General features: G+C 67.1%; 14 protein-coding genes and 1 pseudogene. 11 read left to right on the top strand and 4 right to left on the bottom strand.

All coding sequences use genetic code 11. The annotated features are described in order from the left end of the window. Positions 1 to 363 (top strand): helix-turn-helix domain-containing protein (locus ALA01S_RS32205; protein ID WP_259375540.1); only part of this gene is annotated, 363 nt, incomplete at its 5' end. Positions 364 to 472: 109 nt separating this feature from the next. Here the strand turns inward: ALA01S_RS32205 and ALA01S_RS24730 are convergent. Then, the gene (locus ALA01S_RS24730) at positions 473 to 1,762 is read right to left on the bottom strand and encodes a replication initiation protein (RefSeq protein WP_066341980.1); all 1,290 of its coding nucleotides are present in this window, start codon (positions 1,760 to 1,762) and stop codon (positions 473 to 475) included. A gap of 538 nt (positions 1,763 to 2,300) precedes the next feature. Between ALA01S_RS24730 and ALA01S_RS24725 the strand changes: the two genes are divergently transcribed. Both ALA01S_RS24725 and ALA01S_RS24720 read left to right on the top strand, forming a co-directional pair. Beyond that, positions 2,301 to 3,497: an AAA family ATPase gene (locus ALA01S_RS24725; RefSeq protein ID WP_238455937.1), complete on the top strand. Its 1,197-nt coding sequence runs from the start codon at positions 2,301 to 2,303 to the stop codon at positions 3,495 to 3,497. Continuing rightward, positions 3,494 to 4,519 (top strand): ParB/RepB/Spo0J family partition protein, encoded by a 1,026-nt coding sequence (locus tag ALA01S_RS24720; RefSeq protein ID WP_084267910.1) that lies wholly within the window; start codon positions 3,494 to 3,496, stop codon positions 4,517 to 4,519. The genes ALA01S_RS24725 and ALA01S_RS24720 overlap by 4 nt, the downstream gene beginning before the upstream one ends. Positions 4,520 to 4,990: 471 nt before the next feature. Here ALA01S_RS24720 and ALA01S_RS35000 read toward each other — a convergent pair. Together ALA01S_RS35000 and ALA01S_RS24710 are read right to left on the bottom strand one after the other, a co-directional pair. Further along, positions 4,991 to 5,288: pseudogene (locus ALA01S_RS35000) on the bottom strand (oxidoreductase dimerization domain-containing protein). A gap of 372 nt (positions 5,289 to 5,660) precedes the next feature. Beyond that, on the bottom strand, positions 5,661 to 5,906 hold the full coding sequence (locus ALA01S_RS24710) for a VF530 family protein (protein ID WP_066341977.1): 246 nt from the start codon (positions 5,904 to 5,906) through the stop codon (positions 5,661 to 5,663). Positions 5,907 to 6,457: 551 nt separating this feature from the next. On the opposite strand from ALA01S_RS24710, the gene ALA01S_RS34105 reads away from it, so the two are divergent. Both ALA01S_RS34105 and ALA01S_RS24700 read left to right on the top strand, forming a co-directional pair. Next, a complete protein-coding gene (locus ALA01S_RS34105) occupies positions 6,458 to 7,072 on the top strand; it encodes a hypothetical protein (RefSeq protein ID WP_169805998.1) in 615 nt (204 codons plus the stop codon). Then, positions 7,059 to 7,643 carry an RES family NAD+ phosphorylase gene (locus ALA01S_RS24700; RefSeq protein WP_066341975.1) on the top strand — a complete coding sequence of 195 codons (585 nt, stop codon included), beginning with the start codon at positions 7,059 to 7,061 and terminating at the stop codon, positions 7,641 to 7,643. The genes ALA01S_RS34105 and ALA01S_RS24700 overlap by 14 nt, the downstream gene beginning before the upstream one ends. Positions 7,644 to 7,798: 155 nt before the next feature. Here the strand turns inward: ALA01S_RS24700 and ALA01S_RS24695 are convergent, their stop codons facing one another. Further along, positions 7,799 to 8,383 (bottom strand): sigma-70 family RNA polymerase sigma factor, encoded by a 585-nt coding sequence (locus tag ALA01S_RS24695; protein ID WP_084267908.1) that lies wholly within the window; start codon positions 8,381 to 8,383, stop codon positions 7,799 to 7,801. Between the two features lie 195 nt (positions 8,384 to 8,578). On the opposite strand from ALA01S_RS24695, the gene ALA01S_RS34100 reads away from it, so the two are divergent. From ALA01S_RS34100 to ALA01S_RS24670, 6 genes are all read left to right on the top strand, one after another. Next, positions 8,579 to 9,031: a hypothetical protein gene (locus ALA01S_RS34100; RefSeq protein WP_169805997.1), complete on the top strand. Its 453-nt coding sequence runs from the start codon at positions 8,579 to 8,581 to the stop codon at positions 9,029 to 9,031. An 89-nt stretch (positions 9,032 to 9,120) separates the two neighbouring features. After that, on the top strand, positions 9,121 to 9,393 hold the full coding sequence (locus ALA01S_RS24690) for an MbtH family protein (protein ID WP_066341974.1): 273 nt from the start codon (positions 9,121 to 9,123) through the stop codon (positions 9,391 to 9,393). 8 nt (positions 9,394 to 9,401) lie between these two features. Continuing rightward, positions 9,402 to 10,142, top strand: a complete 741-nt coding sequence (locus ALA01S_RS24685; RefSeq protein WP_066341973.1) for a thioesterase II family protein — start codon at positions 9,402 to 9,404, stop codon at positions 10,140 to 10,142. A gap of 172 nt (positions 10,143 to 10,314) precedes the next feature. Then, positions 10,315 to 15,621: a non-ribosomal peptide synthetase gene (locus ALA01S_RS24680; RefSeq protein WP_066341972.1), complete on the top strand. Its 5,307-nt coding sequence runs from the start codon at positions 10,315 to 10,317 to the stop codon at positions 15,619 to 15,621. After that, a complete protein-coding gene (locus ALA01S_RS24675) occupies positions 15,621 to 20,168 on the top strand; it encodes a type I polyketide synthase (RefSeq protein WP_066341971.1) in 4,548 nt (1,515 codons plus the stop codon). Before ALA01S_RS24680 ends, ALA01S_RS24675 begins: the two co-directional genes overlap by 1 nt. Before the next feature lie 82 nt (positions 20,169 to 20,250). Beyond that, positions 20,251 to 21,749 (top strand): condensation domain-containing protein (locus ALA01S_RS24670; RefSeq protein WP_238455935.1); only part of this gene is annotated, 1,499 nt, incomplete at its 3' end.

The following is a 21,749-nucleotide window of genomic DNA, read 5'->3' as shown; positions in this document are numbered from 1 at the left end:
TTAATGGACCGCCACGGCATTCCAAGGCGAAAGCAGGCTGGAGTAGTGACCTTCGTACTTGGTCTAAGCCGTTCCCATGGCAACCGAAAGCTGCGCGGGCTTGTGCCCATGACGCTCGACGAGATCGGCCGAATTGCGGAGCACTTTGAGGAAACGCTGCTGCACGCGCTGGAGCCTTGCCTGGCTCATGGTATGGAACCTGCAGTATTGATGTTGGGCGACTTGAAGGTGCCGTGCGAGGCCATGCTGGAAGAGACCTTGCGCCCACCATTCGAGGACGATGGAGTTTGTCGCCATCGGCGTACCGGGAAGCTTTCTTGTCGTCCCGGCCAAAGGCTTGACCTTGCCCGCACGGCAGGGTGAAGCGGTTGCATTTGCACCTGAACCAGGCTTACCCCAAACAGGCCAACGGCAGCTGACGACTACAGGTCGCCGCACACAAGTCAGCCAGCCTTGTCGGCCCTGCGCCCGGTCAGCGATACACGGCGTAGAACTTTTCCAGTCTGGCCAACACCACGGGAGACTTCCAGTCTCCGTCCGCGATGCGGCGCAGCAGCGCGGGCGTGGCCACGCCATTGGCGACCACGTCGTCCCGCAGCCGCTGCAGCCACTGGCGCTGCAGATCGGGGGGCAACGCCTCGAAATCGATGCGCAGTTGCTCACGCTCCAACTCCTGAGCCGGATCGGGCACGGGCACAGCTGGCACAGGTGCGGGCGCCGCAGGTTCTGGGGTTGGCGCTGATACCCGCTTCTTGGCTGCCTTGCGGGCACCCTCCCCTGCCACACCCTCCAAAACCCACTTCAAGTGCGCCACCGCATTGGAGCCAGGTTCCTGGCGCAGTTGCCTGGCCACCACGTCCAGCGAGCGCAGCACTGGCGCCTCGCCATAGCGATCCACCAGCGCGTCGTAGTCCAGTTCGCGGATACCCAGTGCCAGGGCCTGTTCTACGGGCGTCAGATCCACAGGTTCGACCTCGCCCTGATCCAGCTTGAAGTCGGGCTTGGGTTTGACAGTGAACTGCAGGTCCACGACCGCCCCACCCTCCCGGTGCTCGATAAAGTCGATCTCGATCTCGGTGTGCTCGTTGATCTGGGCAAGCGCCGGCTTCAGCAGTTCGCTCTTGAACTTGCGGTACTCGCGGTCTCCCGTCACTTCGTGCCCGCGCAGCACCGGCACCCACCAACTCCATGGCTTGCGTGGCGTGCGCCCTGACCCCTGGTAACGGGCACAAAGCTCGTACAGGGCCACGGCCGCATGCGTGCCCAGCCGGGCCATGGTGGTGAGGTTGATCTGCGCGTACAGCCGCGGGTTGAGGATCTGCTCCTCGATCGTGGGCGGGTAGAACCACGTCACCCAGTTCTCGCGTCCCCGCTGGTAGCACCTGACCTCGGCGAGCAGCGGGAAGATTCGGACCTCGCTGAGCGAAGCGTCCTCGGGTTCTTCGCCCGGCAATCCTTCACCTGGCTTGAGCGGGCGCCATTCACAGCGCGTGGACATCATCTCGGTGAGGTAGCGGCGCATGATGCCGGCCTCGTTACTGCTCTTGTCCAGCACGCGCAGCAGCGCCTTGAGCTTGGCTTGATAACCGCGCTTGCCCACATCGCCCTGCCGCTGGGCCACGCGGCCCATCACGTTGTAGAGCTTGCGTCCTCCAGCCGTGAGCCGGCCGTTGATGGGAACCATGGCCAGCGTCGCCACAGGTTTGCGGTAGATGTCTCCACGCTCCTGCGGTACCTCGGGCAACTGCAACGGCTCGTCCATGGCGCGCAGTATATGTTTCTGTCCAGACCCATCCGGACAATGGACGGCATTGAGCGTTTCCACATTGTCCGTAATCGCAATAGTCAAAAGTGCGGACGCCACTGGCTTGTCCAAGAGTCACCGGCCGACCGATACGCTTGCGACAGAAGCCGCAACTGCGCTTGCAACACGGGATTACTTGTCCACAGCGGCCTTTGTGGAACTGCATGGTGGCAGTCGCAAGCACGGACGGGATAAGTCAATAGTTCGGACGCCATGAGTCATTTGTGCGGACGGTTTTGGTCAATACTGCGGACGGTCATGGGAACTAAGTTGTTGTCGTGAATGGAAAAAATCAACTTATACACAGGCCTAAAGATATTGAATCAATCTTAAACAGTGCTAAAGAGAAAGCGTGAAAGGTTCACTTTTCAATACCAAATTCATCGGCCGCAGGCCGATCAGCGGTTTACAGACGTAGAAATCAAAGCAAGTCCTGAAAATTCACGTCAGCGCCTACAATCGTCGGAACCATCACTAATTCCCGAGGAGGTCCAGCTTGGACGCTACGCTGCTTGAGCAACCCGGGCTCAGCCTAGAAGATATCGACGCTCAAGCAGAGCGTGTGCAAGCCGTCTTGTCGCAGGTACGCAGCACGATGCTGTCGCCTACCTCCCGTAAGGAAGCGCCTCGGTTCACTGCATCGCAGCTTGCTGAACTGACTGGACTTGGCCGCAACCGTTTCGATGCCAGGATCAAGAAAGGCGATCTGCCTGGAGGAACCTTGTCGCCCAGCGGGGCTCGGCGAGAGTTTTCACTAGCTGAAGCCCGCGAGTGGGTGCGTGCCACTCGTGCGGGCGACATGCGCCCGCAGATGGCCACGGCCTGCACGCTGTGCATCGGCAATTTCAAAGGCGGCGTTAGTAAAACAACCACCGCCGCCACACTGGCTCAAGGTCTTACGCTCGCGGGCCACCGGGTGCTGCTGATCGACTGTGATCCCCAAGGCAGCCTGACGACTCTCTTTGGCATCCTGCCCGACTCCGAGGTGGCACCTGAGGACACGCTGCTGCCGCTTTTCAACGGCGACCAGGATGACGTGGGATATGCGATCCGGCCGACTTACTGGGACGGTATCGACCTGATCGCCGCGGCGCCTGTGCTTTTCGGCGCGGAGTTCGCGCTGCCGGCGCGGCAGATGAACGACCAAGCCTTCGAGTTCTGGCGCGTGATGGACCTGGCCCTGGACAACGCGCGAGATGCTTACGACTTCATCGTCATCGATACGCCGCCCTCGCTGTCCTACGTCACGATCAACGCTCTCATGGCTGCCGACGGCATCGTGATGCCCCTGCCGCCATCTGCGCTGGACTTTGCCAGCTCGGCGCAGTTTTGGAATCTCTTCAGCGACCTCACCAGTACGCTGGTGCGCGCCCGCGGCGGCTCCAAACGCTTCGCCTTCGTAGACGTGTTGCTGACCAAGGTCGAGACCACCGACGCCAGCGCCATCTTGGTCAAGAAGTGGCTCAGCGCGGCGTACGCCGACAAGCTCCTGCAGATTGAGATCCCCAAGACCGCTGCAGCCATTGCGGGATCGGCCGAATTCGGCACGGTCTATGACCAGCTCAAGAATGCGCCTTCGGCGCGCACGCTCAAACGCGCTACCGACGCTTTCGACCGCCTGGTGGACCTCATAGAGGATCAGGCCCAGATGTTCTGGTCCAACCAGACCGAGCGGCTGGGGAGCGCGCAATGAGCACTAAGAAGCGCGAGAAGGTCGGCGACAACATCGAGTTCGTCATTCCGCCAGCGAGGCCAAGGACGCCCGATGCAGTTCCCTCGCCGGCGCCTCAACCTGCAGCCAAGACGGGGGTGGGCTACACCACGGCGGCCATCTTCAACACTAACGCGTTGCGAGGTAAGACCGAGGAGTTGCAGCGCGAGGTGGATGGTCTTAAAGCTCGCACTCAGGAGCTGGAGAGCGACCGCGGCGCTCAGCTGCTTGACGCTGCGCAGATCGTGCCAAGCCGCTGGGCCAACCGGGCAGATGCGTCCTTCTCAGATCAGGAGTTCCTGGCTCTCAAGGCTGAAATCCAAGACGCGGGCGGGAATGTGCAGCCGATCATGGTTCGGCCCATTGAAGGCGAGGGCAATCGTTTCGAGCTGGTTTTTGGCCACCGTCGCCATCGCGCTTGCCTGGATCTTGGACTGCCGGTGCTCTCGGTCATCAAGCCGTTGGACGACCGGGAGCTCTTCGCGCACATGGAGCGCGAGAACCGCAACCGCAAGAATCTCTCACCGTTCGAACAGGGCAAGATGTACCGTCGCGCACTCGACGAAGGCTTGTTTCCCTCGATGCGGGCGTTGGCTGCGGACATTGGCCGTGGCTCTACGGATGTGAGCGAGGCCATCCGGATAGCGGAGCTGCCCCAGCCTGTGCTCGACGCGTTTCCTTCGCCTAACGAAATCCAGTTCCGTTGGGCGAAGGCCTTAGCCGACGCATGCCAGCGTGATGCGGTGGGCGTAAAGGCCAGGGCCCACGAGCTGCGAGCCGAGCGTCTGCCGGCTGCCGCAGTGTTTAAGGCACTCACTGGTGTACAGGACGGGCGGGGTGCAAGACGGTCTTCCACCCAAGAACGGCAGCTCACATTAGGTGACGGGCGGCATGCGGTAATTCGCAATGATGGCAAGCGGGTCGTAGTCGAACTGGACCCCTCGCTGTTGCCCTCCGAACGGTGGGAAGCGTTCGAGGAAATGCTGCTGAGATTCGTGGGTTAATCTGTTTCTACAGCAGCGGAGCCCTTGTGAAAGCGGACATGGGTATCAACATCCACGACGCGTAGAAGTGCAGCAACGGTGCAAGACGGTCTTGCGCCGTCCTGGCAAAGTGAAGTGTCGTCTGCCGGCCGAATAGCTATTGCAATACAGCGTGGGGCCGTCGGTCAGGCGGTCTTCTTGCAGCCATGCGGAATCGCAACCTGAAGATTGTCCGCAGCAAAGCGTTGGAGGCTGTTTGATACCCGGTCCAAGTTTGGAAAGTCGATCCGGCTGCAAGTTACGGCCGGGTTGTCCTCACCCTCGGCCGCTTTGAGTAGCCGAGGTACATGACGCCACACGGTGGCGCGATCCGGGTAGTTTGCGTTTGGGTTCGCTCGAAGAGGCCGCGCAGAAAAACAGCAGTGCAAGACCATGGGAGACCCCCTATGGGGGCCTACCGCGGCGGCGTGTCGGCTCGCGTATTAGCCCAAGCTACTCTGTGGCCGTTGGATGCACAGCCAGCACACGGTCGAAGTAGCGCTTGGTGGCGCCACAGGTCATGGCCACGGCAAGGGTCTGCACAATCCCCGGCGCGTCGGTGCCGACTGTGTATGCCCAGCACCGCGTCGCTCAGGCCGTCCACGACGAGCTTCAGGCAACTGCGAGCCTGGCTGCCCATGAAGACGGTGTTTATTGGTCTGAAGTCGGACTCGCACACGTCCGCTGAACCCTGCCGGGCCGCATCGGTTTCCGTCAGGCCCGACGTAGCGATGGGCGCCTTGGTGAACACCGCGCTGGCTGCCGTGCGGTGGTCCACGCGCACGGGGTAGCAACCGAACTTGCTATCGGTGAAGGGCCGGCCTGCAGCAATGGCCACCGGGTGAGGTCGACGCGGTCGGTGACGTCGCCATCGCCCAAATGCCCTGGGCCGTGGTGCGGCTGCCCAGGTCCACGGCAATGGCACCGTGTGCGGCGAGTTGCACGCTCGCTTTCGACAAGCCCAGGCCAGCGGTGTTGTGCCGCCCACGCGGTTGCTCTCGGCGACGAGCACGCGCGCGCCATGGAACGGCGCGAAGCCGCTACACCGCCGGAGCTGGCGCCAATCACGATCAGGTCGTATGTGTCGTTCAATGCAGGCTCCCTTTCGCGGCGGCGTAGCGCATCAGCGCCGATCGTCGCGCCGCTGCTCGCACAGCATGAAGAGATAAAGGCTTTCGGCCTTGTCCCGCGCCCAGGGCGTCTTGCGTAGGAACTTCAGGCTCGACGCCACGCTGGGCTGGCTGCTGAAGCAGCGCTCGGCCGATCCCGCCCATTTGTAGTGGTCGGCCAGGGCCGTGACGATCATCTTCGGCGTGATGCCGTGCAAGGGGTTGCACGGCTGGGCCGGCTGGGGAGTGCAGCTGTCCATCCTGATTTTCGATGCTGGCTGGGTTGAGCCTGGAAGCCGTTGGTACGGCTGGCGTTGGACACGGCTTACAAGGCCACGTTGCTGGCTGGCGGGCTCAACGCTTGCCTTGGCACCTCGTCGCGCTTGCTGCTCACGTGGCTTGGCGGCAGAGCCTGCGTGGATTCACGATGCCATCCGTCGCGCGGCAGGCCGTCTGGCTGGCCAAGACTTAGTTGCAGGAGTGGTAGACGGTTAGGCGGGCAGGGCAGGGCGGCATCACGCTGGGGCACACACTCCATGCACTCCTTGTGCCTCCGAGAGAAGTTATCTTTGAGCCGCCAAAGCAAGAAATCGACGGAGGAAAACACGCCTTCGATTGCTGTTTTTTTGTCTATGCCAACAGCGTTTCTCAGTAATCGCACACACCACAGGTAGCGTTGAAAGCGCTTTTTACTAACTATCGTCACCTCTTGCTTTGCTTGCTTTGCTTGCCTAGGACATATACTGTGGTCATGCCCGCCAGAGTTCAATTCCCCAACAGCCGCTTGGTCACCTTGTCTGCAGTTCTGCCCGTGGAGCAGTTGCAGCAAAGGCTCGTGCGCATGCGCAAGGAACTTGCCCAGGCCAAGGCGCTGATTCGCGCGCTGGAAACCGATGTCAGCGAGGTTGAGGCAGCATTGGCCGAGGCTGCCAATGAGAGACCTGCACATGATCATGATCGCGCTCGGAGTCCAACATCGCCAACTGCCGCCAGTCCACAGGCATCGGGTGGCGTAACGGGAGCCGTGGCCCGTGGCGAGAAGCTGCTGAAGGGGTGGGTCCAGGATGGCACCCTGATACCTACTGCGGCGCTGGGCTCCAGCTGGGGCATCACGCGCCAGGCGCTGGACCAAGCCGTGGAGCGCGGCGAACTGTTCTCGCTGAAGATTGCGGGACGACGGTATTACCTGGCCGAACTGCGCGACATCACGCGCGAGCAGGCTGCCCAGGTCTGCTGCGCGCTGGGCATGCTGTCGCCCAGTGAAAAGCTTATGTTCTGGCTACACGCGCATGGCGGACTGCAGGGCAGGACGCCCGTGGTGGCGATACAGGCCGGGCAGCTCGCACGCACGGTGCAGCTGGCACAGGCCTGGGCTCGCGAGCGCACGCATCCTGATGCCGATTCCGGGAACGATGCGCGCACCTGAGCCCGGCACCTTCGAGCACCTGCTGCAGCCCGTCGAAGTTCCCGTTGATCGCCTGGTGCGCCTGTCGCGGTACCCGGCCACCGAGCCGTGGTGGGGTAGGGCGGCTGCTGGGCGCTTTGATGACCCGCTGCAGCAGTTCGGTGTCTGCTATGCCGCTGACCAGGTCGCCACGGCCTTTGCCGAAACCGTGATCCACAAGTCGTCGGCCTGGCGCCATGGTGCGTGGCTGGTAGCCACGGCGGAGCTGACCGGCCGGTGGATGGTGTCGCTGCAGCGGCCTGCGCGGCCGCAACTGCTGATGGCCGATCTAACTGGCACGGCTCTCAAGGCCCTGGGCCTCAACAACGACCTGTGCAGCGGTGGCGACTACACCTTGTCGCAGCATTGGGCGCGTGCCATCCACGATGCCAGCCCAAGCTGGGACGGCATTCGGCGTGTCTCCCGCCAGAACAACACGGCCTACTGCTACGCCGTCTTCGAGCGCGCCGGGGTGGTGAAAGCCGGCGCCGCCAAGCTCGAGGGGGCATTGCTGGAGCGGCTGTGCGATGACTTCCAAGTGATCGCTCTCTGAGTAGCAGCAATCTCCTTGGACCCGTGAGCCTCGGGTCGGCCAGCTTGGCTATGAATCGTTCGCCGCCCTAAGTGCTTGTCGAGCTTTAGATTAGCAGCTAGCTGCCGTGGCGAAACCAACTTGCGGCCATTTTGTTTATAAAAGATTATGGGCAATTATCTGTGATAACTTGAGCAAGTTTGCGTACACGCAGGTTTACTCATAGATCGAGCGGCGAAGAGCTCTCGGTGCCCCTTCAACGACTCAAGGGCCTGTCGGGCATCGCGCACCATGAAGTTGACCAACGTCGCAGAACAACCTAGGCGCGCGGCGATTTCCCTTTGCGTCAGTTCCCCCAGCCTGAAAAGCTCGAAGGCTTGACGGGTGCGAGGCGGCAAAGTGTTGAGTACCTGATCGATGGCCTGTATCAGGCGCCAGCCGTCGACGCGTTCGCCCATGACGCAATTGATGGGTATTTCAGGTATTTGCCCATCTTCGGTCTGGACCTGGAGCTTGGCTTCCAGACTCCTGCGGCGGCAGTGGTCCAGCGCGACGTTGCGCACCACCTGGCAGCAGTAGCAGAACGGGCGTTCCACGTCAGTTTTCACGCTCTCGCGTTCAGCCAGCCGCACGTAGGCATCCTGCACGACTTCGTCCGCAAGGTCTGCCGTCCCTACCACCTTCCTGGCAAGACTGCGAAGCTGCGCACGGTGGGCGATGAACACTTCCACGAGCGTCTGACATCGTTGTTCGACGGACATGCCACAAGGCCTCCAGATGTTTGCCGGATCAGAAAAGTCCAAGCGTGTTTCTTGAATACGAATGATTATCATCAACATTTCGATTGATGAGAACTTTTTTGATGTTTTGGTGACGCCGGCTTGTGAGCCAGGGCACACCGCCACCGTTGTCCGCCGAGAAGGGCTCGCATGCCGCCATCAGGGCAGGCGTGCGCCATGAAGCACGGCAAGTTGTCACGCCTCCGATGCGCCAGGCCAACGCGGCTTTGCTGCACTGAGGAACGCTGGACGACGCGGGCGATCCTCGTGGCCTCACAGGGCGCGCAACGGGGCCAGGACAAGCGCGCCGAATTGCCCTGGCCCATACGGAACGCTTTCACCTGGCACGCGCAGCCAATGCTGATGTGCCATCACGCGCAAAGGCACGCCTGCAAGGCAGTGGCCGACTCCATGGCGCAACCACTGGCCTCGGATGCCAGGCTTCTCTGGCGCCATGGCGGTTGCGGACTGTCCAGCCGGGCATCAAGCACAAGCGCCGGTGGCCCCGGCTTCTTCCGTCACGCGAGCAACGAATTCAGCCTCTCCGGCATCTTCAGGTGCGCAACGCCGCCCGCCAGCTTGAATGCTGCCTTTTGCAGGCCCGACGGCCCTAAACAAATCGCGGGCTGACTCGTCAATGGGAGCAGAAGGCGCGTCACGAGCCCAGCGGGCTCCGCGCGGCGTGTCCTTCGCTCCACCCAACCGCACGAGGAAGCCGCATGTCCACCAGTTGTTTTGATCGCGAAGACGAGACCTTCATCGTTCTCGTCAACGACGAAGAGCAGTACTCCATCTGGCCGCACTGGAAGGCCGTACCGAGTGGCTGGCGCGCCGTCGATGGCGTGAAGGGCGACAAGAAGACGGTGCTCGAATACGTCGAGAAGGCGTGGACCGACATGCGCCCGCTGACGCTGCGCAAGTGGATGGATGCGCAGGCTGCTGACGCCGTGCAGCCGCTCGCTGCCAACCATTCGGCCGTCGCCGCCCAGTGATTTCAGCGATGCGGCCGCCGTTTCTCGACCTGCTGATGCTGCCCTGCGCGGGTGCAAGCGCCACGATGTACCTGCGCTGGCGTCGCCTGCTGCCGCAGTGGGTCCGCCTGGTGCCCGTGGAGCTGCCCGGGCGCGGCGGGCGCATGGGTGAGCCCCATGCCGAAAACTTCTCCAGGCTGGTCGATCAACTCTGCGACGAGCAGGCGCAGGCCCTGCAAGGCCGCTATGTCCTGTTCGGCCACAGCATGGGAGGCCTGCTGGCTTATGGGATCGCGCAGCGACAGCGCGCGCTGTCCCGGCCTTTGCCGCAGGCCATGTTCGTGTCGGCCAGTTCGGCGCCGTCGCGCCGTGATCCGGATCGCTTCGTCGGAAAAGACAACGACGCCGCGCTGATCGCCGATCTGCGCAAGCAGGGCGGCACGCCCGAGGAAGTGTTCAACAGCAACGAACTGCTGCGCCTCACGCTGGACACGCTGGGAGCGGACTATCGCGTGTGCGAAAGCTTTGCGTATGGGGCGAACGCGCCCTTGCCGCTGTCCCTGCATGTGCTGGCCGGGCGGCATGACGACATCGCGGCCGAACGCATGGAGGCCTGGCGGCATGAGACGGACGGCGCATTCACGCTCGACTGGTTCGATGGCGGCCACTTCTTCATTCGCCAGCACGAGCAGCAGGTGCTGGCCGTCGTGGTGCGCGAGCTGACGCGGCAGCTGTCGGGGGCAGGGCATGCCATTGCAGTGGCTGCCTGACACGTTGCCGGCCGGCATCACCGTGTTCCTGTTCGAGCTGGCCCTGGCGGTGCCACTGGCGCCCGCCGATGGGGCCGTGCTCGGCGGGACGGCATGAAGCCCCGCCACGAGTGAACCGATGGCCTGCCTTGTGTGGCGCATGCCGGCATAGCCCGGCCAGCCAGGAAATCCGATGACAACACACACCACCTCCAGCCAACCCTCCTTTGTTCACCCCAGCCACTTTGTCGAGCGGCTCGGGGGCCTGATGGCCACCTGCCCCGACGACACGGCGCTGATCGTCGTGGCTGACCAGGGGGGTGAATCCGTTGAAACGGTGCTGTGCTATCGCGACTTCGGCCTGCGGGTGCGGGCGTTGGCGGCCGTGCTGCAGCAGCGGTTCGAGAAGGGCGCCCGCGTGCTGATCCTGCTCGACAACGACGAGCACTATGCGGTCAGCATGTTTGCCTGCTTCCATGCCGGCGTGGTTGCGGTGCCGGTGTTCCCGCCGGAGTCAGCCCGGCCGCAGCACTTGGCACGGCTGGCCGGCATCGCCGCCGACGCGCAGGCGCGGGGCGTTCTCACGGCCCGTTCGCTGCAGGCCCTGGTTGGTGAAGCCGCGCGCCAGTTCGGGAATGCCTTGGTCATCGCCGTGGACGACGTCGATCCGCTTGCTGCGGCCGGCTGGCACGCGCACGAGCCCGCAGCGTCGGACGTGGCCTTCCTGCAGTACACCTCCGGTTCCACCTCGGCCCCGAAGGGCGTGATGGTGACGCACGGCAACCTGATGGCCAACGAGCGGGCCATTCGCGAAGGGCTGGGCATCGGGTCGACGGACAGGTTCGGCGTGTGGTCGCCGCTGTTCCACGACATGGGCCTGATCGGCGGCCTGCTGCAGCCTTTCTACAGCGGTATTCCGTGCGTGCTGGCTTCGCCACGCTACTTCCTCGAACGCCCGGTGCGCTGGCTGGAGATGATCTCGCGCTACCGCGTCACCATCAGCGGCGGGCCGGACTTTGCCTACCGGCTGTGCGTGGACCGCGTGAAGGACGCGCAGCTCGAAGGGCTGGACCTGTCGAGCTGGCGCGTGGCCTACACCGGCGCCGAGCCGGTGCGGCACGACACGATGGACGCGTTCATCGCGCGCTATGCCAGCGTCGGGTTCGACGCCGCCGCGGTCTACCCCTGCTACGGCTTGGCCGAAGCCACGCTGTTCGTCACCGGCGGGCGCCGCGGCAGCGGCATGGTGGTGAGCCACTTCGATGGCGACGCCCTGGCCGCACGGCAAGTGGCCTGCGCCGCCGAAGGCACTGCGCTGGTCGGTTGTGGCCGCGTGCCCTCGGGGCACGACGTGCGTATCGCCGATCCCGAATCCGGCGTGCCCGCCACGCCGCAGGCCATCGGCGAGATCTGGGCGGCCGGCCCCAGCATGGCGGCCGGCTACTGGAACCAGCCGGAGCAGACGGCACAGACCTTCGTCGAGCGCGACGGACAGCGTTGGCTGCGCACGGGCGACCTCGGCTTCGTGCACGGCGGCCAGCTCTTCGTGACCGGCCGGCTCAAGGACATGATCATCGTGCGCGGGCACAACCTGTACCCGCAGGACATCGAGCGCGTCGTCGAGGACGAGGTCGAGGCGGTGCGCAAGGGGCGGGTCACGGCCTTCTCGGTGGCGGGCGACGGTGGCGAGGGCATAGGCGTGGCCGCCGAGATTTCCCGCGGGCTGCAGAAGCTCGTCGCGCCCCAGGCCTTGGTCGATGCGATCAGCGCGGCGGTGAGCGCGCAGTGTGGCGAGGCTCCTCGCGCGGTGCTGCTGCTGAATCCGGGGGCGCTGCCCAAGACTTCGAGCGGCAAGCTGCAGCGCGCGGCCTGCCGCCAGGGCTGGGCCAAGCGCTCGCTGGACGCCTATGCGATCTTCGAGAACGGCCGCTTCGTGAGCGGCGGCGCAACGCAGGCCGTGATGGATGCCGTGCAGGATGACACTGCACAGGCCCTGGCCGCGCTGTGGTGCGAGGTGCTGAGCCCTGGCGCAGCACGTCCCTACGCCGGCGATGCCCACTTCTTCGCAGCGGGCGGCAATTCGCTGGCCGCCGTCCAGCTGGCCGCGCACGTGTCGCAGCGCTGGTCCATCGAGTTTCCCGTGCGCATGGTGTTCGACCATCCGCGGCTGCAAGAGCAGGCGGAGGTGATCCGGCGCGGCGTGGCCATGGGAGCGCGGCCACCAGTGCCTGCCATTCCGGTGCTGCCGGCAGAACGTCGCGCCGGCCCGCTGCCGCTGTCGGCCGCACAGCGGCGCCAATGGTTCCTGTGGCAGCTCGATCCGCAGGGCACGGCCTACCACGTGCACGGCGCCTTGCGCCTGGCCGGGGCGCTCGACGCGGCGGCCATGCAACTTGCGGTGCAAGGCCTGGCGCAGCGGCATGAGTCGTTGCGGACGGTCTTTCATGCGCGCCCCGACGGCGAGGTAGAGCAACTCGTGCTGCCGCAAGGCGCGCTCGACCTGCAATGGGTCGACCTGCGCGAGCTGGCCGGCGGCGAGCGCGAACCGCAGGCCATGGAGGTCGTGCGGTCGTTGCTGGCGCAGCCCTTCGACCTGACCCGCGGGCCGCCGGTGCGGGCCACCCTCGTGCGCGTGGCCGACGAGGTGCACATCCTGGCGCTGGTGATGCATCACATCGTGTCCGACGGCGCCTCGATGCAGGTCATCGTCGACGAGCTGCCGGCTTTGTATGCCGCCGCCCTGGCCGGTGAGGTGGCGACGTTGCCGCCGACGCTGCAGTACGCGGACTGCGCCGCGTGGCAGCACGAGCAATCGCAGACAAAGGCGAGCGAGCAGCAGTTGGCTTACTGGCGCGATCAATTGGACACCACGCGGGGTGAGGCGCAGCCGGTGCTGGACCTGCCGACGGATCACCCGCGGCGGGCCGTGGCGCGCTATCGGGCGGCGCGTCACCGCCTGGAGGTGTCCGCCGGGCTGGAGGCTAGGCTGCGGCAGCAGGCCCGGCGGCAGGGGGTGACGCTCTTCGCGGTGCTCTTGGCCGCATTCCAGGTGCTGCTGCACCGCAGCACCGGGCAGCGCGACATCCGGATCGGGGTGCCGGTGGCCAACCGTGACCGGCCGGAAAACCAGCGCGTGGTCGGCCTTTTCGTCAACACGGTGGTGCTGCGCAACGTGATCGACGGGCGCATACCGCTGGCGCAGGTGCTGGCCCGGGCCGCGCAGGCCGCGTTCGGCGCCCAAGCGCATCAGGCCTTGCCTTTCGACCAGCTCGTCGAGGCGCTGCAGCCCGCCCGCAGCCTGAGCGTCAGTCCGATGTTCCAGGCGGTGTTCAATCACCTCGTGCAGGACTTCGGCGCCTTCGAGCGCGTGGCCGGCCTGCACGTCGACGATGTCGGCATGCCGGACTCGGAGGCACAGTTCGAGATCGTGCTCGAAGCCCGCGAGCGCGTGGGCGCGCCGCTGGCGCTGGACCTGGTCTATGCGGCCGAGCTCTTCGAGGCCGAGACGATGGCCCGTACTGCCGGCCACTACCTCGCGGTTCTCGAAGCGATGGCAGCCGACGTGGACTGTGCCGTCGGCGACGTGGCCTTGCTTGGCGCACCGGAGCGGGCCGAGCTGCTGCGCTGGAGCGTCAACGGCCACCGCGAACCCGGCGATGCGCCGGTGCACCACGGCATCGCGCGGCAAGCCCTTCAGCGGCCCGACGCCGTGGCCCTGTTGTTCGGCGACGAGGTGCTGAGCTACGCGCAACTGGACCGCCGTGCCAACCGGCTGGCGCATCGCCTCCTGTCGCTCGGCGTGCGCCCCGAGGATCGCGTGGGCGTGGCGATGGTGCGCAGCGTCGAGCTGGTCGTGAGTGTGCTGGCCATTCTCAAGGCCGGCGCCGCCTACCTGCCGCTGGACCCGGAGTATCCGGCGGCTCGCCTGGCGCACATGGTGGACGACAGCGGCATCCGCCTGCTGCTCACCCACGGGCCCGCGCGCGGCTGCATCGCCGCGCGTGACGGGCTCGCCGTGCTGGAGGTCGACGCGATCGACCTGGAGGCCGGGCCCGCTTCCGATCCCGGTGTGCCGCTGCACGGCGACCAGCTCGCCTACGTGATCTACACCTCCGGCTCCACCGGGTTGCCCAAGGGCGTGGCCGTGCGGCATGAGGCCCTGCGCAGCTGCATGGCCTGGATGCAGCGGGCCTACCGCCTGACGCAGGACGACACGGTGCTGCACAAAGCGCCTTTCGGCTTCGACGTCTCGGTGTGGGAGATGTTCTGGCCGCTGACTGCCGGTGCGCGGCTGCTGGTGGCGCAGCCGGGCGACCACCGTGACCCGCAGCGGCTGGTGCAGCTGATCGAGCGGCACCAGGTCACCACGCTCAACTTCGTCCCGTCGATGCTGCAGGCCTTCCTGGCCCATCCGGGCATAGAGACCCGCACGCGGCTGCGCTACGTGATCTGCGGCGGCGAGGCGATGCCGGCGCCGGTGCAGGCCGAGGCGCTGCAGCGCCTGCGCGGTGCGTCGCTGCAGAACCTGTACGGTCCTACCGAAACCACCATTCACGTCACGCAGTGGACCTGCCGCGACGACGGCCACAGCCTGGTGCCCATCGGACGCCCCATCAGCGACACCCAGGCCTGGGTGCTCGATGCCGAGCTCAACCAGGTGCCACGCGGCGTCGCCGGCGAGCTTTATCTCGGCGGGGTGAGCCTGGCCCGCGGCTACTTGAGCCGGGCCGCCCTCACGGCCGAACGTTTCATTGCCGATCCCTTCGGCCAGGGCGGGCGGCTCTACCGCACCGGCGACCTGGTGCGGTGGAACGCCGAGGGTCAGATCGAGTACCTGGGTCGTATCGACCACCAGGTGAAGCTTCGCGGCCTGCGTATCGAATTGGGCGAAATCGAGGCCGAGCTGCTGGCGCAGCCCGCGATCCGGGAAGCGGTCGTTGTCGCGCAGGACGGAGCCGGCGGTCCCACGCTTGTGGCCTATGTGGCGGCCCACCCCGGCCACTTGCCCGACCCTGCCGTGCTGCGCGAGCGCCTGGGCCACATGCTGCCTGACTTCATGGTGCCGCGCGCGGTGGTCGTGCTCGATGCGCTGCCGCTCAGCGCCAACGGCAAGGTGGACCGCGCGGCGCTGCCTGCGGCCGCGCCGCCCGTGCGGGCGCAACGCCACGAGGTGCCGCAGGGCGGTGTGGCGCAGGCGCTGGCGGCCCTTTGGTCCGAGGTGCTGCAGGTGGCCGATGTCGGCCTGCACGACAACTTCTTCGATCTCGGCGGCCACTCGCTGCTGCTGATCCGCGTTCACCGGCTGCTGGAAGAGCGGCTGCGGATCGTGGTGCCGCTACTGCAGCTCTTCAAGCATCCCACCGTCGGATCGCTGGCGCAGGCGATAGAGCAGGGCGGCAGCCCGGCCGACGCTGGCGGCACGGCCGCCGTCGATGCGCAGGCGCTGCGCAAACGTACCGCGATGCTCCAACGCCGCAAGGCGGCAGAGAGGGTTGACTGATGTCCATGGCCGAAACGAACCCCGCCTTCACCGGCCTCGAAATCGCCATCGTCGGCATGGCCGGCCGCTTTCCCGGTGCCGACGACGTCGATACCTTCTGGCGCCACATCCGCGACGGCGTCGAGTCGATCCAGCACTACGACGACGCGGCGCTGCAGGCGCGGGGCGTCCCGGCGGCGGTGCTGGGCGATCCCGACTACGTCAAGGCCGGCGCGCCCTTGCAGGGCGTTGATGGCTTCGATGCCGCCTTCTTCGGCTACACGCCGCGCGAGGCCGAGACGCTCGATCCGCAGCAGCGGGTGTTCCTTGAGTGCGCCTGGGCGTCGCTGGAGCATGCAGGCTGCGATCCCGCGCGCTGGCCAGGCAGGATAGGCGTCTATGCCGGCGAGGGGGCCAACCTCTACCTGCTGCGCCACCTGTTGCCGGCGTTCGATCTCGGCGCCCACAGCGGCATCGCCGAGCTGCTGGCGCTGATGAGCGGCAACGCCGGCGGCTCGCTGTGCACCCGCGTGGCCTACAAGCTCAACCTGCGCGGCCCCGCGGTGAGCGTGCAGACGGCCTGCTCCACGTCGCTCACCGCGGTGCACACCGCCTGCCAGGCCTTGCTGTCCCACGATTGCGACATGGCGCTGGCCGGCGGCGTGTGGCTCAACCTGCTGCAGGACGGCGGCTACCGCCACCAGGCCGGAGCGATCCTGTCGGTCGACGGGCATTGCCGCGCGTTCGACGCCGATGCGACCGGCACGGTAATAGGCAGCGGTGCCGGCGTGGTGGTGCTCAAGCGGCTCGACGAGGCGCTGCGCGATGGCGACACGGTGCACGCCGTGATCAAGGGCAGCGCGGCCAACAACGACGGCGCGGCCAAGGTCGGTTTCACCGCGCCCAGCGTGGACGGGCAGGCCGAAGTGATCCGCGCCGCGCTGCAGGTCGCGGGGATCTCGGCCGACACCATCGGCTACGTCGAGGCCCATGGCACCGGCACCACGCTCGGCGACCCGATCGAGATCGCCGCGCTGACGCAGGCCTTCCGGGGCGACACCGCGCGACGCGGCTACTGCGCCGTCGGCTCGGTGAAGACCAATGTCGGCCACCTCGATGCCGCGGCCGGCGTGGCCGGCCTGATCAAGGCCGCCATGGCGCTCAAGCATCGCGTGCTGCCCGCGAGCCTGCATTTCCGCCGGCCCAACCCGCAGATCGATTTCGCGGGCAGTCCCTTCTACGTCAACACCGTGTCCAAGCCCTGGCCCGCTGATGCGGTGCCGCGCCGTGCGGGCGTGAGCTCGTTCGGCATAGGTGGTACCAACGTGCACGTCGTGCTCGAAGAGGCGCCGGCGGCACGCCGCGGCGAGGGCGGCAGGGGATGGCAGGTGCTGCCCCTTTCGGCGCAGAACGCCTGCGCGCTGCAGCAGGCCGCGGCGCAGTTGGCCGATCACCTCGAAGCCGGGACCGACGCCGCGCTGGCCGACGTCGCGCAGACCCTGCAGAACGGGCGGCGCGCGTTTCCGGTGCGCGGCGTGGTGGTGGCCGACGACGTGGCACTGGCCGTGCAGGCGCTGCGCGCGCACGGCAGCAGCTTCGGCGCGGCGCTGCGCGTGCCGGCCAGCGCACCGGAGGTCGCCTTCCTGTTTCCGGGCGGCGGCACGCAGCACGCCAACATGGGCCTGGCGCTGTACCGCGACCATCCCGTCTTCCGCGAGGAAGTCGACCGCTGCTGCGAGGCACTGGCCGGCACCATGGGCATGGACCTGCGCGCGCTGCTGTATCCCGCGTCGCAAGGGGAGGCCGAGGCCGACGCGCGGCTGGCGCGCATCGAGTACACGCAGCCCCTGCTGTTCATCGTCGAATACGCGATGGCGCGGCTGTGGATGTCGCGCGGCATCCGGCCCGCGATGATGCTGGGCCACAGCCTGGGCGAGTACGTCGCGGCCTGCCTCGCGGGCGTATTCCGTCTTGAGGACGCGCTGCGCATCGTGGCCGAGCGTGGCCGCCTGATGCGATCGATGCAGTCCGGCGCCATGACCGCGGTCACGCTGTCCGAAACCGAGCTGCAGCCCCTGCTGGCCACCACGGGCTGCGACATCGCCGCCGTCAACGGCGAGCGGCTGTGCGTGCTGGCTGGGCCGACGGCCGCCATCGAGGCCGCCGAGCGGCAACTGGGCGACCAGGGGCTTCTGCCGCGCAGGCTGCTGGTGTCGATAGCTTCGCACTCGGCCATGACCGACGAGATCGTCGCCGAGCTGCAGAAGGTGGTGGCGAGCGTGCCGCGCCAGGCGCCGCGGATGCCGTTCATCTCCAACGTGACCGGGCGGCCGATCACCGCGCAGGAGGCCACCGATCCGGCCTACTGGGGCCGCCACCTTCGCGGCACGGTGCGCTTTGCGGACGGCCTCGCCCATCTGCTGGACACGGCGGGCCGCGTGCTGCTCGAAGTGGGGCCGGGCGAGACGCTGGCCGGCCTGGCGCGCCAGCACCCGCTGGCCGCATCCGCCGTGGGCATCCTGTCGAGCCAGGCGCATCCACAGCAGCGCATGCACAACGAGCGCCACATGGCCGCCACGCTGGGCGCACTGTGGTGCGCGGGCGTGGCGGTGGACTGGGACGCCTGCCACCTCGGCCGCAAGGCGCGCCGCGTGCCGCTGCCGAGCTACCCCTTCCAGCGCCAGTCCTATTGGAAGGACGCCGTGCCTGCGCCAGGCACCGGCGGGGCGGACGGCCCGTTCTACGTGCCCGTGTGGAAGCGCGCCTGTCCGGTCGAGACGGTAGGGGCCATTGCGCCCGCAAGCGGCTGCACGCTGGTGATAGGCAACGCGGACGATTTCGCCATCGCGCTGGCCGACCACCTGCAGCGGCAGTGGCCCCGCCATCCGGTGGTGCGCGTCGATCTTGCCCAGGCCTTCGCGCAGCTCGGCCCTTGCCATTACGCGGTACAGGCCGGGGCGCGTGCCGACCATGAAGCGGTGCTGCGCCAGGTGCAGGCCGACTTCGGACCCATTGCCGGCATCCACCATCTCGGCGGCGTCGATGCCGAGCTGCCGGCTGACCGGGACGCCGTGCTGGAGCGCAGCTTCTTCAGCCTGCTGGCGCTGGCGCAGGCGCTGGAAGCCACCGGGCTGGGCGGCGAGCGCAAGCTGCCGATGCAGGTGGTGGTCAACCAGGCGGAGGACGTTTGCGGCACCGAGGCGCTGTGTCCCGAGAAGGCCACGGTGTTCAGCCTGTGCAAGGTCATCGGCCAGGAATATCCGCACCTCGATTGCCGCATGGCCGACGTGGTGCTGCCCGCCGCCGGTGATGATGCACAGTCGTGGTTGCTGGAGCAACTGGCTGCGGGCATGCCTGGCGGCCGCGGCGAAATGCGCATCGCCTACCGCGGCCCGCATCGCTGGACGCGCGGCTACGAAGCGCTGGCCGCATCCGGTGCCGGGGCGAACGGCGCGCGGCAGCGGCTTCGCCGGCAGGGCGTCTACCTCATCACCGGCGGCCTCGGCGGCGTGGGGTTGGCGGTCGCGCGCCATCTGGCCCAAGCGTGGCAAGCCCGGTTGGTGCTGCTCGGCCGCTCGGCGCTGCCCGCGCGCGGCGACTGGGAACGCCTGGCCGCCGATGCGCACCAGCCGCAGGCGCTGCGCCGCAAGCTGCAGCAGTTGCTCGAAATCGAAACCCTGGGCGGCGAGGTGCTGGCGCTGTCGGCCGACGTGGCCGATGCGGCGCAAATGCATGCCGTGGCCGCGCAGGCGCGTGCGCGCTTCGGTGCGATGCAGGGCGTGATCCATGCGGCCGGCCACGCCCACAGCGGCATGATCGGCCAGCGCACCCGCGCCATGGTCGACGCGGTGTTCGCGCCCAAGCTGCAAGGCACGCGGGTCCTGCTCGACGTGCTGCGCGACGAGCCGCTCGATTTCGTGCTGCTGTGCTCGTCCATCTCCAGCATGGCCGGCGGCCTGGGCATGAGCGACTACGCCGCTGCCAATGCCTATCTCGATGTGGTGGCCGCGCTCTGGCAACGCAGCGCGCGGTATCCCGTCATGTCGGTCAACTGGGACGCCTGGCGCGATCTGGGCATGGCCGCCGGCCGGGTGCTGCCCGAGGGCATAGGCATGGACGGCCCGCAAGGCGCGCGCGCGCTGGAGCGCATCGTCAACGGGCCGGCGTTCGCGCAGGTCGTGATCTCGACCACCGACCTGGAGCAGCGCCTGGGCGAGCTCGACAACGGCATGCTGGCCCTGGTCGAAACCGGCCCGTCCGTCCAGGGCAAGCGCCGCAACCATCCGCGGCCCGCGCTGTCGAGCGCCTACGTCGCGCCCGCGGGCGACCTGGAAAGCGGGCTGGCCGACCTCTGGCAGGACATGCTCGGCATCGCCACCGTGGGCGTCGACGACAACCTGTTCGAGCTCGGCGGCGATTCGCTGCTCGCCATCCAGATCCTCGCCCGCGCCCGCAAGGCATACGAGGTCGAGCTGCATCCGGCCGCCTTCTTCAAGGCGCCCACCCTCCGCGGCCTCGCGCTGCTGGTGGAGACGCGGCTGATCGAAGAGATCGAGAACGCCGCCTAGGCCCAGCCACTCCGTCCGCCTCCGCTTCCGCATTGCGGCGCGCCCGCTGCGGCGCTCCCCTGCACGCCACTGTCCGAAAAGCATGTCCAACCTCCAAGACCTCTCCGCGCGCCGTGCCAACCTCACGCAGGAGCAGCGCGCGGCGCTGAAGGCACGCCTGCGCGGCGCGCCGGCCACGCGCCAGGCACCGGCCCAAGGTGCGATGGCGCCACGGCCCGCGAGCGATCGGGCTCCGCTGTCGTCCGCGCAGCAGCGGCAGTGGTTCCTGTGGAAACTCGATCCGTCGCGCACCGCCTACCACCTGAGCGGCGGCCTCACGCTCACCGGTCAGCTCGACACCAAGGCGCTGCGCGCCGGCGTGCAGGCGCTGGTCGAACGGCATGAAGCGCTGCGCACGGTCTTTCGCGAGGAAGGTGACGGCGAGGTCCAGCAGCTCGTGATGGCGGCCGGCGAGTTCGCCCTGCCCGTTGTCGATCTGGGCCGCCTCGACCAGGCGGCGCGCGACGAGGCCGTGCGGGCGCAGGTGCTGAAGCTGCGCACCGAGCCCTTCGACCTGCTGCGTGGTCCGCTGATGCGCATGGTGCTGCTGCGCACCGGCGAGCAGCAGCACCTGCTGCTGGTGGTGATGCACCACATCGTGTCGGACGGGTGGTCGGTGCAGCTCATCCTCGACGAGCTCGCGCTGCAATACGCGGCACGCGTCAGGGGGCTGTTGCCGGCCCATCCCGAGCTGCCGGTCCAGTATGCGGACTACGCGCTCTGGCAGAACCGCTGGCTCGACGAGGACGGCGAGGGCCGGCGCCAGCTCGAATGGTGGTGCGCGCAACTCGGCACCGAGCACCCCGTGGTCGCGCTGCAGACGGATCATCCCCGCAGTGCCAGCGGGCGCTATCGCGCCGGGCATCACGCCTTCATGTTGCCGGGCGACGTGGTGCGGCGGCTGCGCCAGCAGGCGCAAGCCGGCGGGGCGACCCTGTTCATGGCGCTGCTGGCCGCCTTCAACGCGCTGCTGTTCCGCCACTCGGCGCAGACGGATCTGCGCGTGGGCGTGCCCATCGCCAACCGCCACCGCGCGGAAACCGTGGGCATCGTCGGCTTCTTCGTCAACACGCAGGTGCTGCGCACGCGGATCGATGCGCGCATGACCTTGGGCGAACTGCTGGAGCGGACACGGGACACCGCCATCGACGCGCAGACGCACCAGGACTTGCCGTTCGAGCGGCTCGTGAGCGCCCTGCGGCCTGAGCGCAGCCTGAGCGCCACGCCGCTGTTCCAGGTGATGTTCAACCACGTGCGGCGCGACCACCGCTCGCTTGCCCAGTGGCCGGGCGTGGCGGTCGAGCGCCTGGACTTCCAGGAGGACGACGCGCAATTCGAGATGACGCTGCAGACGCTGGAGATGGAAGACGGCAGCGTCCAGGCCACGCTGCTGCATGCGGTGGAGCTGTTCGATGCGCAAGCCATCGAGCGCATGGCGGGGCATTACGTGGCGGTGCTGCGGGCCCTGGCGGACCAGCCCGGCCAGGCGGTCGGCGACATCGAGCTGATCGGCGCCGACGAGCGCGCGCGGCTGGCCGCGTT

The organism is Azohydromonas lata NBRC 102462, from assembly GCF_001571085.1.
In the GTDB taxonomy this organism is placed as follows: Bacteria; Pseudomonadota; Gammaproteobacteria; order Burkholderiales; family Burkholderiaceae_C; genus Azohydromonas; species Azohydromonas lata.
The sequence above is the reverse complement of the archived record's forward strand: the minus strand, read 5'-3'. Positions and strand labels throughout refer to the sequence as shown.

Coding starts and splice junctions, on each gene's coding strand:
- ALA01S_RS24720 (WP_084267910.1), top strand. CDS start 3,494: ATGAGCACTAAGAAGCGCGAGAAGGTCGGCGACAACATCGAGTTCGTC.
- ALA01S_RS24690 (WP_066341974.1), top strand. CDS start 9,121: ATGTCCACCAGTTGTTTTGATCGCGAAGACGAGACCTTCATCGTTCTC.
- ALA01S_RS24700 (WP_066341975.1), top strand. CDS start 7,059: ATGCGCGCACCTGAGCCCGGCACCTTCGAGCACCTGCTGCAGCCCGTC.
- ALA01S_RS24695 (WP_084267908.1), bottom strand. CDS start 8,383: ATGTCCGTCGAACAACGATGTCAGACGCTCGTGGAAGTGTTCATCGCC.
- ALA01S_RS24730 (WP_066341980.1), bottom strand. CDS start 1,762: ATGGACGAGCCGTTGCAGTTGCCCGAGGTACCGCAGGAGCGTGGAGAC.
- ALA01S_RS24680 (WP_066341972.1), top strand. CDS start 10,315: ATGACAACACACACCACCTCCAGCCAACCCTCCTTTGTTCACCCCAGC.
- ALA01S_RS24675 (WP_066341971.1), top strand. CDS start 15,621: ATGTCCATGGCCGAAACGAACCCCGCCTTCACCGGCCTCGAAATCGCC.
- ALA01S_RS24710 (WP_066341977.1), bottom strand. CDS start 5,906: ATGGACAGCTGCACTCCCCAGCCGGCCCAGCCGTGCAACCCCTTGCAC.
- ALA01S_RS24685 (WP_066341973.1), top strand. CDS start 9,402: ATGCGGCCGCCGTTTCTCGACCTGCTGATGCTGCCCTGCGCGGGTGCA.
- ALA01S_RS34100 (WP_169805997.1), top strand. CDS start 8,579: ATGAAGCACGGCAAGTTGTCACGCCTCCGATGCGCCAGGCCAACGCGG.